Source organism: Cetobacterium sp. ZOR0034 (genome assembly GCF_000799075.1).
In the GTDB taxonomy this organism is placed as follows: domain Bacteria; phylum Fusobacteriota; class Fusobacteriia; order Fusobacteriales; family Fusobacteriaceae; genus Cetobacterium_A.
The window spans coordinates 1-10725 of record NZ_JTLI01000089.1; the positions used below are offsets into that span (position 1 = coordinate 1).

Below are 10725 nucleotides of genomic sequence, written 5' to 3' on the forward strand. Positions count from 1 at the left end.
TATTTCAAATCGAAAATCTTTATCCCTTTTTAAGGAATTGGACCTATTTTTCATCTTTAGTTAACAGATTCTTTATATTGTTTCTGTTGTATTTAAAATAAAATTATATACAGCTCCTATTTTGCCAGAATCATTTAAAAATTTACATCTTTGTATTTCTGGCATCTCTAAAGGACATACATCTTTTTTTATAATTTGGATTTTTTTTTCTATTTTTTCTATAAAATCTTCTCTTTTAGTTATTTCTCCACCTATAAGTATTTTTTCAGGATTTAAGCTAACAGCCAAGTTATAAATAGAATACGCTAAAGAATTATAAAACTCTTCTATTATTTCTATAGCAACTATATCTCCAAGTTGAGCTAATTCAAATATTCTTTCTCCTGTTATTTCCTTCCAATTAACTCCTTTTCTTTTTGAATAGGCTTGTATTAATCCTCCTCTTACACTTCCAGACATACTCAAACTAGCTTCTTCATAATTTTCTCTTCTATCCGTTATCATAAAGCCGAATTCACCAGCAGCATATTTTGAGCCTCTTACCATTTTTCCATCAATATATATAGCTCCTCCAACTCCTGTTCCTACTGTTAAACAAATAAAATTTTGACATTCTTTAGCATTCCCAAGCCACTTTTCTGCTAGAGCTACACAATTTACATCATTTTCTAATTCAACAGGAATTCCAAGATATTTTTCTAACTCCTCTTTAAAGGCAAAATTATATAAATCGTGTAGTGCTCCTCCAGTTATCATGTACCCTTTTTTTACATCTATTACTCCAGGCATACTAAATGCCAATCCTTCTATTGAGTAACGTTTTTTTTGAAATTCTTTGACAATCTCTTCTATATTTGAAAATATAATTTTTTTATTGTCTTCTGTTAAAAAATTACCACTTTCTAAAATTTTACCATTTTTATCAATTAAAGAATATTTTGTTTTTGTTCCACCAACATCAAAACTTAAGTACATCTTTTCTCCTTTTTTGGAAACCGCTTTCCTAAATTTCTTTAAATGAAAGAGAAACTAAGTTTCTCTTTCATATAATTTTAATTCTCCATTATATACATTTTTCTTTATAGAGCCTCCTTCTATCAACTCTAAAATTGCTTCTACAGCTTTTTCTGCCATTTTATCTAGATTACAACCTATTGTTGTGATTCTTGGTCTATATAAACTTGAAATTTGGTTGTTATCAAATCCGATTAATTTAATATTTTTATAATTTATACCATTATCCGCTAAAGCTTCTAGACACCCTATTGCCATCTCATCATTTGCACAAAATATTCCTTCTGGAATTTCTCCATTTTTTATAATTTGATTAAATATATTCTTCGCTATATCAAGTTGAAATTCACCTTTTAAAACTTTACATATAACACCATTGCCATCAATTTCATCTAAAAAACCTTCTTTTCTTTGTACACTAGGTAATTTATTTTCTTGTCCTGTAAAATGATAGATCGTTTTTAAATTCTTTTCTAATAAATATTTAGCAGCTAATTTACCACCCTCATAATTATTTGAATTAATAAAAAATACATTCTTTGAATTACTTTCTGCTTTGTAATCAAATATTACTAGCTTATACTCATCTTGAATTATATTTTCTAATTCAGGTTCATTTAAAGTCGCTCCTATTACAATTGCACCTTGAACTGTTCCATTATCTATTAACTGTTTTATTCTTACTTTTTGTTTCTCTGTTTTTATAAGAGAAATTAAAACTTTTACATCTTTTTCTTCAGCTTTCTCTATTATTAGTGCAATGATATATTGGAAAAAATAACTTCCTAATCCACCTTTATCAAATATAAATATTCCGATAACTTTTTCTTTTTTCCCTGCTAAATTTCTAGCTTGAATATTCGGCTCAAACTCATATTTTTTTATAACCTTCAATATTTTTTGACGAGTTGATTCAGGGATTCCAGGATAATTATTTATTACTTTAGACACAGTAGCTTTTGAATATCCTGCTAGTTTAGCTATATCATCAATTTTTATAAGACTCACCTCATTTTTTATCTTTATACAATTGATGTTAGCTCTTTTTTTTTATCTTGTCAAGTTTTTTACCACCACGCAGAAACTTGGAAACCAGTAATTACATCTTCAACTGTTGAGCTCAACTTAACATTATTATCAGTTTTTTTCGTCTCATCTCCTATGTAAGTTACAAATAATCTCAATGATGTTTCTGCACTTCCAACATAATATTTTAATTGAGGTCCTGCTGAAATTTTATAAAATTTATGATCTTCAGTATTTCCGTTATATGCTTCTGCATCTCTACGCCCTATACCAGCTTCTATCCATAAATCTAAATTCTGATTTACATAGTAGATAGGTCTTAAAACCAATGCATCTGATTCTAATTTATTTACTCTCCAAGAATTTTGAAACTCTGTTCTATCATAAACCGTTCCATCAGCACCTGGATAATTATAAGCATATGAATCGTATTTTCTCGCTTCAATATTTTCAGCACGAAGACTTCTATAACTTACAAGCATATGAGTTCTTTTTCCAAGCTTAACTGTTCCTCCTAAACCTAACTGATATGTTACCGCATCATCAGCTGCTCTTTTATTAAAATCAGTATCAATTTTTCCAATTCCCTCTCCTGCCAATAAACCTGTTGAATATTGTAAATAATGTTGACCTTTCCCCTCAAAACCAAAGAAGTTATTTGGTTGATAATAAAGTCCTAAATATAAACCATCATCAGCTGCTTCTCTCTTTGTTACTGTTGCACTTTTATAATCATCATTATCTGTTACTTCCTTTATATCTGCATTATCAGTCGCATGGGCATACATAATCTCTCCAGCTATATCTTTATAAGTGTATTTAGCTTTATAAGCTCTAATATCCTCGGATATTTTTTTATCCCTTTTATCTCTTTCAGCTACTTCTCCATCCTTAAAATCATTCGAAATGTAACTTAAACTCAAATCTCCATCCCACAGTTTAATTTTTTCAATACCTAGTCCAGTTCCATTAACATCTTGATAATAATAATCTAAAACTTCAACCTGCTGATCATCCCATTTTTTCTTACCCGCTATAATTGTAGAGTCTTTAAATGCTCCTGAAAACATAGGAACATTTCCCATCTCAACATATAATTCAGTAAGATCGATTTTACTACTATCTCCTACGCTATTATCATAATTATCACTCCAACTTTCAAGTTGAACAGCTAGTTTTGTCCAAGCTCCATTACTTTGAGTGAATTTTTTAGATAAATTAATGTTGAAGTTTGTGTCGTACTCATTTCCCCATCTTCCAACATACTCTTTATTTTTACTGTAACTATTTTTATTTCCATTTTTCATATTCCCTTCTGCACCAGTTCTAAGATATCCGTGGAATTGAAGTTGATCATCTTCAGTTTTAGGTTTTGCTTGAGTACTTAAACTTAATTTTTTTTCATTTTTCTTTATATTTAATTTTTGTTTATTCAATTCTTTATTTTGATTTTCAATAATTTGTTCTAACTTTTCAATCCTTTGATCTAAACTTAATTTCTCTCCTTCAGCTGAAGCTTGAAGTGCTAATGTACATAATAAACTTAACAATACAAATTTTTTCATTATTTTTTACCCCCCTTAAATCCTAAATCATATACTTTTATCGAATCTATCTCAAACTGTTGTGGGAATACTTCTGAATCCACTCCTTGTTGTCCTCCCCAAGCTCCTCCTACTGCTATATTTAAAATTAAATAGAACTTTTGATCAAATGGCCAAGCATCTTTTCCTGCATTTTCATTTTGGTAAGTGAAATATAAAATATTATCAAAATAAACCTTTATCACTTTTGGAGTCCATTCTAATGAATAAGTATGAAAAACATCAGATACTTTCTCTCCTTCTATTTGACCACTTTTTTGGTTTGAATTTTTCCAATAATATTTTTCTGTATGAACAGTTCCATGTATTCTATTTTGATCAAATCCTACATGTTCCATTATGTCAATTTCTCCACTTTTTGGCCAATCTCCATATACTGAATCGGTAGGCATTAACCAAATTGCTGGCCAAGTTCCAAGACCTTGAGGTAATTTAGCTTTTACTTCTATTCTTCCGTATAAAAAATCTTTTTTTCCTCTTGTTACAAGTCTTGCTGATGTATATTCGTTATTTTCATAAGCTTCGTTCCAAGCTGTTATCGTTAATTTCCCATCCTCTACATAAGCGTTATCTGGATTTTTTTCCGTATAATACTGAAGCTCTGCATTTCCCCAGCCATTTCCGCCAACATCATATCCCCAATCACTGTCTTTTGGAAGCCCTTCATAATCAAACTCTTCATTCCAAATTAAATCTCCAAAATATTTTTCTATTCTAATTTCATTCAAATTTTGTTTATTACCAATTTTCTTTATAATTATTTTTCCTGTATTTGTTGATTCTCCTGTATTTTTTAATAAACATTCTTTATTATCTCTGTTTAGTTCAAATGTTTTCCCATTTTCAATAGAAATAAGGTATTTTTCGTCAGCTGAAATATTTCCACTTATTTTAACTAAATAATCTGAATCCTCCTCTAAAACCATAGTTTTTACAAACTCTTTTTCTGATTTTAATTTTTTTATAAAGTCTATATCCTTGGCTGTTAAAATATTTTCTCCTTTTCCTGTTACTGTATATTTATGTTGAACTTGAAATTTAGCTAAATTTATCATTCTATTTAAATCAATTGTTCCTATTTTTTCTAAACTTACTTCGCTCATTTTTATCTTTTCATTCGTTTTTGTAAACCAAAATTCAAATCTTGCTTTTTCATCCTCTTCTGCAAGCATTTCAAAATCAAATACATATTCTTTTTGATTTGGAGAAACTACAATCTCTTTTTCCCAATATCCATAATAACTTCTTTCCCCATCAGATCCTATTTTGACTGTAAGCTGTGTTTTTTTATCTGTATCAGCTTTAAATTTTAATTTGTATATTCCTCCAGCTTCTAATTTTAATGGAGCTTGTATAACTTGTAATCCGTACGCTGGGGCTTTTGTATTTTTAGAAATAGCTATCAAATCCCCATTTACTATTTCTACACTCCCTTCTCCACTAGAATTTTCATATTTAATCCATGAATTTTCTGTATTTACAACCCCCATATTATTTGGAACAACTGATGATAATGGTTTTTCAAAAGATGAATTTTTTAATAAGTTTGCTCCAAAAACCATTTGTGAAAAAAGCATGGATACAACAAGTGTTACCTTTCCTATTTTCATAACCCCTTCTCCTCCGTTTTAATATTTTTTTATTTTACGAAACCGATTTCCTAAATTAATTTTATCAAATAATGTATTTTTGTCAACCATTTTATTTTTTTATAATCACAAACCCTCGTTTTTATTATGTTTTTTTTTAAAAAATAATAAAAACAAAAAATATATTGACTTTTTTGTTTTTTATTCATATTATTTATTCGATAAAAGACGATTATATTTAGAACATAAAAATCTTTTTAAAAACAAAATCGCTAGGAGGATTTATCCATGAAAAAAATATTACTATGTTGTTCTGCTGGAATGTCTACAAGCTTATTAGTTACAAAAATGAAAAAAGCTGCTGAAGAAAACAAATTAAGTATCGAAATCAATGCCGTTGCACTAGAACTTTTTGATGAAAATTTACCAAATTACGATGTGTTTTTATTAGGACCTCAAGTTAAATTCAAAAAAAATGATTTCCAAAAAAAAGCGGATGCATATGATAAGAAAGTCGAAGTAATTAATATGATAGACTACGGAACTATGAATGGAAAAAAAGTTCTAGAATTTGCTTTAAGTTTAATTAAATAGTTTAGGAGGATTTTTTATGAATAATACAGAATTTATTTCTGAAGAAACTTTAGAAAAAATTATGACTGGAGTAGCGGTTGCAGGAACTGCTAAATCTTTAGGTAAAGAAGCTCTTGCTAAAGCTAACGAAGGAGATTTTAAAGAAGCGCGAAACCTTTTCTCTTTAGCAAAAAAACAATTTATTGAGGTTCACGGATATCATTTTGACTTCATTCAAAAAGAGGCTTCTGGTGAAAGAGTAGACATTTGTCTTTTACTTGTCCATATGGAAGACCATATTATGACAACATCTTTATTTCTGGATTCTTTAGAAGATCAAATAAATCTTATTGAAAGAGTTTGTAAGTTAGAAAATTTAATTAATAGTAAATAAGCTATTTTTATTCCACATACAACAATAAAAAGGCTATCATTTTTTAATTTGATAGCCTTTTTTACTATTTTTTTGTAGATTTTAAAGTTTCTTCTAAAGTTTTGAACGAAAACTCCAAATCTTTTGGTGACCCACCTGTATTTAGCATAATGTTATTTTTATAATTTGCCGATAAAATAAAAGCATAATTTTTTATTGAAGGATTTGCAAATACTAAGATTCCATTTCCAAAATCACACTCTGCTGGAACTAAATCAAATCCTTTTTCTTCCAAAAGATTTATTGAATTAGCTATTGCAGTATTCAGTTCACCATAACTTTTATACTCTACAACCTCTGTATGAGCATTTGCTTTCTTAAAGTTAAACCCAACTTTTTCTGTTGCATATTCCAATTTATATCCATTTTTCTCCATCTTTTGTTTTAATGTTGGAAAATTATAGTTATCTCCACTTGCAAATGCACTTAAAGATAGTGTTAGAGAGAATAAAAATAAAAATATTTTCTTCATAAACGTCCTCCTAGAATCTTAATAGTTGTATCTTCTTCTATAATAGTTCTTTTGTCTTTCATGACCTATAGCCGATCCTGCTAAAGCACCTATCCCCGCTCCTATCAATGTACTTGTTGTGTCTCTACCTATAAGCTGTCCAGCAATAGCTCCAACAGCTGCTCCACCTACTGCATTTCTTCGAACATAAGGTGTATTATAAGAAGCAGAACATCCAACTAAAATAGAGATTAAAACTGAAAGAAAAACCAATCTTTTTAGCATAAAAACCTCCTCTAATAAAAAATAATAAAGCTTAAAATCTTTTACGGAATTGAAGGAAGAGTTCCTTCTAAAAAACTAACTCTAATTTGCTTAAGAAAAAAATTCTTGACTTTTTAATCTTTTAATACTATGATTAATGAATAAAAAAACTTAGGAGGAAAATATGTCACAACTGTTCGTTAATTTAAACACATTACATTATCATAGATATTAGAGTTTGTTACTATGAATTTTCGTAGATACAGACTCTTGTTGTTTTGACTTGAGTCTGTATCTATGGTGTGTGTATAACGAAGAAAGTAAACATATTTTCTTGAAGCCATCTAGATACGTCTAGGTGGCTTTTTTGTTTTTATAAATTTATACGGAGGTTAATATCATGAAAAAACTATTTAAACTTTTATTTTTAACACTTACTATCTTTACTACGACTTTTTCTAAAGAAAACTCTTTAGAAAATATTTTGAAAAAAGGAGAGATTATCATTGGACTTGATGATACCTTCGCACCTATGGGATTTAAAGATGAGAATGGAAACATCATTGGTTTTGATATCGATTTAGCTAACGAAGTAGCTAAAAGAATGGGAGTTAAAGCTACGTTTAAACCAAGTGAATGGGATGGAATTGTCTTTGATTTGAAAAGTAAAAAAATCGATTTAGTTTGGAATGGGATGACAATAACACCTGCTAGAGAAAAGCAGATTCTTTTCTCTGAGCCATACTTTGATGATGATCAAATCGTTATCGTAAAAAATGACTCTATCAAAACTTTAGATGATTTAAAATCTAAAAATATTGGAGTTCAAATGGGTAGTACATCATATTTCGCTTTTGAAGCTTCAAAATATTCAAAGGATGTTAACGAAATCAAAAAATACTCTACAAATGTTGAGTCTCTTTTAGATTTAGAAGCGGGGAGATCAGATGCCGTAATTATGGATGCTGTTGTTGGAAGATACTATATTGCTAAAAAAGATGGATTTAGTGTTTTAAGTGAACCAATAGCCAAAGAAAAAATGGGAGTTGGACTTAGAAAAGAGGATGTCTCTTTGAAAAATGAAATTGACAAAACTTTAAATGATATGAGAGCTGACGGAACATTTAAAGCAATATATACAAAATGGTTTGGAGATAAATAATGGAAAATAACTTAATCTATATACTAAAAGGTTTAAACCTTACATTAAAACTTTACTTTTTTACACTGATTTTTGCGCTACCTTTTGGTATTTTACTATCACTTGGAAGAGTTTCTAAATCTAAAATCTTAAATAATAGTATTCAAATATATACTTGGATTTTTAGAGGAACACCTCTTTTACTTCAACTTTTCTTTGTCTACTACGGTCTACCAGTAGTTGGAGTAACTCTGGAGCCATTTACAGCTGCATTGTTAACTTTTATAATTAACTACTCAGCTTATACATGTGAAATTTTTAGAGGAAGTATTCTCGGAATAGATAAGGGACAGTATGAAGCTACTAAAGTTTTAGGTTATAACTATTGGCAAACAATGTTCAAAGTAATTCTTCCTCAAAGTTTAGTTACAGCTATTCCCGCGCTTTCAAACGAAGCTATCTCTCTTGTTAAAGATACATCTTTGATATCAGCTATCGGTATGGCAGAGATTTTGAGAAACTCGAAAGAGATTGTAACTAGAGAATTCAGTATAACGCCTTTTATCCTTTGTGCTGGAATTTATCTAATTCTTTCGACAGTTATTATATTTATATTAAAAAATATTGAAAAAAAGGTGAATGTATAATGGGTATTAAAGTAAAAAATTTAAATAAAAATTTTGGAAATAGCGTTGTTTTTAAAAATTTAAATCTAGAGATTGAAAAAGGTGAAATCATCTCTATTATTGGTCCTTCTGGAAGAGGAAAATCAACTTTTTTAAGATGCGTAATCGGACTCGAAGAGTTTGATTCAGGTGAGATTATCTGCAATAGAAAAAAAATGGGAATGGTTTTTCAAAACTTCAATCTTTTTCAAAATAAAACTGTTCTACAAAATATAGTAGAACCTTTAGTCTTAGTTGATAAACTAGATAAAACCATCGCTAAAGAGCGTGCTATCTCTCTTTTACAGAAGGTTGGGTTAGAAGATAAAAAAGATTCGTATCCTAAGTATCTTTCTGGAGGACAGCAACAAAGAGTCGCTATTGCTAGAGCACTTGCTAAAGAGCCCGATGTTTTACTTTTTGATGAGCCTACATCAGCTCTTGATCCTTTTATGACAAGTGAAGTTCTTAAAGTTATAGAAGATTTAAAAAATAGTAGCGATATTACAATGGTTATTGTCAGTCACGAAATGGATTTTGTTAAAAAAGTTTCAACAAGAATAATTGAATTTTAATATTTGAAAAAGTTTTTTCATGAAAGTTGAAAATAAAATTTTACTTTTTATATTTGTTGTGATAAAATTAACAAGAATAATATAAATAGGAGATTAAATTTTATGAAAAAACTTAGTAGTAGTACAACAATAATCATTTCTATGGTATTAGGTATAGTATCAGGAATTTTCTTACAGGAAAAAGCAATCATCTTTGCACCTTTAGGAGATCTTTTTTTAAAACTAATTACAATGTTAATAGTTCCATTAGTATTTTTCAATATCATCCTTGGAGCTATATCTCTAGGAAAAACAAAATCAGCAGGAAAAGTCGGTTTCTTAACTTTAAGTTACTATCTTGTCACATCATGTATTGCGGTTGTTATTGGAATAGGAGCTGGTTATATATTTAATCCAGGAGTTGGAATAGTCGTTCCAACATCACTGCTAGCAAAAGATGGTACTTTTGCAGCTTCAACTTCAAGCCCTGGTTTCTGGAGTACAATTTTAAGTATGATTCCAGATAACCCATTTAAATCATTGATTGAGGGAAATATTCTTCAAGTTATATTCTTCTCTCTTTTCTTTGGAATATGTTTATCTAAACTTTCTGACGAAAAACAAAAACCAATAATTGATATTTTAGAAACAATAAATGAAACTTTAATAAAAATGGTGGAAAAAATTCTTTTAGTTGCTCCCATAGGAGTTTTTGGATTGATGGCTAACTCAATAGCTTTGTTCGGAATAGAGATTATCTTACTTGTCACAAAACTATTCTTAGTGTTCTCACTAGCTCTGAGTATTATACATTTTGTAATGTTGCCTATGCTTGTTAAAATACTTGGTGGAGTATCTCCAATAGAGTTCATTAAAAAAACAACACCAGCCCAGATTTTAGCTTTCTCTACTGCTTCTTCTATGGCTACTCTACCTGTAAATACAGATTGTTGTAAACAACTTGGAGTTAAAAACTCTACGGCTTCATTTGTTCTACCTCTTGGGGCTACTGTTAATATGAATGGAAACTCTATGCTTTATGGACTTCTAGCTATGTTCTTTGCTCAAATGTTTAATATTGAGCTCGGACCAGCTCAATATGTTGGAATTGTTTTAACATCTGTTCTTGGAGCAGTTGGAACTGCTGGAGTTCCGGGTCCCTCTCTACTTGTTGTGGCTGTTTTAGCCACTGCTGGAATACCTGTTGTTGCTCTTCCATTAGTTTTTGGAATAGATAGAATTATGGATATGATGAGAACATCTACAAACATTTTAGGAGATGCTTCATGTGCTGTTATTATGGAAAATATTTTGAAAAAATCAAATAGCTAAACTTAAAAAATAGCAGCTCACAAAAATGACGTGAGCTGCTTTTCTTTTCCCTTCATAACGTTGTATAATATCAGTATGA

The 10725-nt window shown here is 29.5% G+C and carries 12 protein-coding genes; 6 read left to right on the top strand and 6 right to left on the bottom strand.

From position 1 onward, the window contains the following. Positions 1–72 precede the first annotated feature (72 nt). From L992_RS12190 to L992_RS13390, 4 genes are read right to left on the bottom strand one after another with little or no spacing between them, the layout of a single operon-like run. Positions 73–975, bottom strand: coding sequence for an ROK family protein (locus L992_RS12190; protein WP_047396564.1), 903 nt, complete (start codon positions 973–975; stop codon positions 73–75). 54 nt (positions 976–1029) lie between these two features. Beyond that, positions 1030–2022: a LacI family DNA-binding transcriptional regulator gene (locus tag L992_RS12195; RefSeq protein ID WP_047396565.1), complete on the bottom strand. Its 993-nt coding sequence runs from the start codon at positions 2020–2022 to the stop codon at positions 1030–1032. Between the two features lie 59 nt (positions 2023–2081). After that, on the bottom strand, positions 2082–3605 hold the full coding sequence (locus tag L992_RS12200) for a carbohydrate porin (protein ID WP_047396567.1): 1524 nt from the start codon (positions 3603–3605) through the stop codon (positions 2082–2084). Then, a complete protein-coding gene (locus L992_RS13390) occupies positions 3605–5254 on the bottom strand; it encodes a family 16 glycosylhydrolase (protein ID WP_081982928.1) in 1650 nt (549 codons plus the stop codon). The genes L992_RS12200 and L992_RS13390 overlap by 1 nt, the downstream gene beginning before the upstream one ends. Positions 5255–5521: 267 nt before the next feature. Here L992_RS13390 and L992_RS12210 point away from each other — a divergent pair, with 267 nt between their 5' ends. Both L992_RS12210 and L992_RS12215 read left to right on the top strand, forming a co-directional pair. Continuing rightward, the gene (locus tag L992_RS12210; protein WP_047396569.1) at positions 5522–5827 is read left to right on the top strand and encodes a PTS sugar transporter subunit IIB; all 306 of its coding nucleotides are present in this window, start codon (positions 5522–5524) and stop codon (positions 5825–5827) included. A 16-nt stretch (positions 5828–5843) separates the two neighbouring features. Next, positions 5844–6200, top strand: a complete 357-nt coding sequence (locus L992_RS12215) for a PTS lactose/cellobiose transporter subunit IIA (protein WP_052193998.1) — start codon at positions 5844–5846, stop codon at positions 6198–6200. Between the two features lie 64 nt (positions 6201–6264). Here the strand turns inward: L992_RS12215 and L992_RS12220 are convergent, their stop codons facing one another. Then, on the bottom strand, positions 6265–6711 hold the full coding sequence (locus tag L992_RS12220) for a hypothetical protein (RefSeq protein ID WP_047396570.1): 447 nt from the start codon (positions 6709–6711) through the stop codon (positions 6265–6267). Between the two features lie 18 nt (positions 6712–6729). Beyond that, positions 6730–6975, bottom strand: a complete 246-nt coding sequence (locus L992_RS12225; RefSeq protein WP_052191681.1) for a glycine zipper 2TM domain-containing protein — start codon at positions 6973–6975, stop codon at positions 6730–6732. Positions 6976–7354: 379 nt separating this feature from the next. Here L992_RS12225 and L992_RS12230 point away from each other — a divergent pair, with 379 nt between their 5' ends. The 4 genes from L992_RS12230 to L992_RS12245 all read left to right on the top strand — a co-directional run bounded on the left by L992_RS12230 (position 7355) and on the right by L992_RS12245 (position 10646). Beyond that, entirely contained in the window at positions 7355–8116 is a 762-nt protein-coding gene (locus tag L992_RS12230) for an amino acid ABC transporter substrate-binding protein (protein ID WP_047396572.1), read from the top strand. Beyond that, positions 8116–8742, top strand: coding sequence for an amino acid ABC transporter permease (locus L992_RS12235; protein WP_047396574.1), 627 nt, complete (start codon positions 8116–8118; stop codon positions 8740–8742). Before L992_RS12230 ends, L992_RS12235 begins: the two co-directional genes overlap by 1 nt. Beyond that, positions 8742–9335 carry an amino acid ABC transporter ATP-binding protein gene (locus L992_RS12240; protein WP_052191682.1) on the top strand — a complete coding sequence of 198 codons (594 nt, stop codon included), beginning with the start codon at positions 8742–8744 and terminating at the stop codon, positions 9333–9335. The genes L992_RS12235 and L992_RS12240 overlap by 1 nt, the downstream gene beginning before the upstream one ends. 102 nt (positions 9336–9437) lie before the next feature. Continuing rightward, positions 9438–10646: a dicarboxylate/amino acid:cation symporter gene (locus L992_RS12245; protein ID WP_047396575.1), complete on the top strand. Its 1209-nt coding sequence runs from the start codon at positions 9438–9440 to the stop codon at positions 10644–10646. The last annotated feature ends 79 nt before the right edge of the window (positions 10647–10725 follow it).

Coding starts and splice junctions, on each gene's coding strand:
- L992_RS12190 (WP_047396564.1), bottom strand. CDS start 975: ATGTACTTAAGTTTTGATGTTGGTGGAACAAAAACAAAATATTCTTTA.
- L992_RS12200 (WP_047396567.1), bottom strand. CDS start 3,605: ATGAAAAAATTTGTATTGTTAAGTTTATTATGTACATTAGCACTTCAA.
- L992_RS13390 (WP_081982928.1), bottom strand. CDS start 5,254: ATGAAAATAGGAAAGGTAACACTTGTTGTATCCATGCTTTTTTCACAA.
- L992_RS12210 (WP_047396569.1), top strand. CDS start 5,522: ATGAAAAAAATATTACTATGTTGTTCTGCTGGAATGTCTACAAGCTTA.
- L992_RS12215 (WP_052193998.1), top strand. CDS start 5,844: ATGAATAATACAGAATTTATTTCTGAAGAAACTTTAGAAAAAATTATG.
- L992_RS12220 (WP_047396570.1), bottom strand. CDS start 6,711: ATGAAGAAAATATTTTTATTTTTATTCTCTCTAACACTATCTTTAAGT.
- L992_RS12225 (WP_052191681.1), bottom strand. CDS start 6,975: ATGCTAAAAAGATTGGTTTTTCTTTCAGTTTTAATCTCTATTTTAGTT.
- L992_RS12230 (WP_047396572.1), top strand. CDS start 7,355: ATGAAAAAACTATTTAAACTTTTATTTTTAACACTTACTATCTTTACT.
- L992_RS12235 (WP_047396574.1), top strand. CDS start 8,116: ATGGAAAATAACTTAATCTATATACTAAAAGGTTTAAACCTTACATTA.
- L992_RS12240 (WP_052191682.1), top strand. CDS start 8,742: ATGGGTATTAAAGTAAAAAATTTAAATAAAAATTTTGGAAATAGCGTT.
- L992_RS12245 (WP_047396575.1), top strand. CDS start 9,438: ATGAAAAAACTTAGTAGTAGTACAACAATAATCATTTCTATGGTATTA.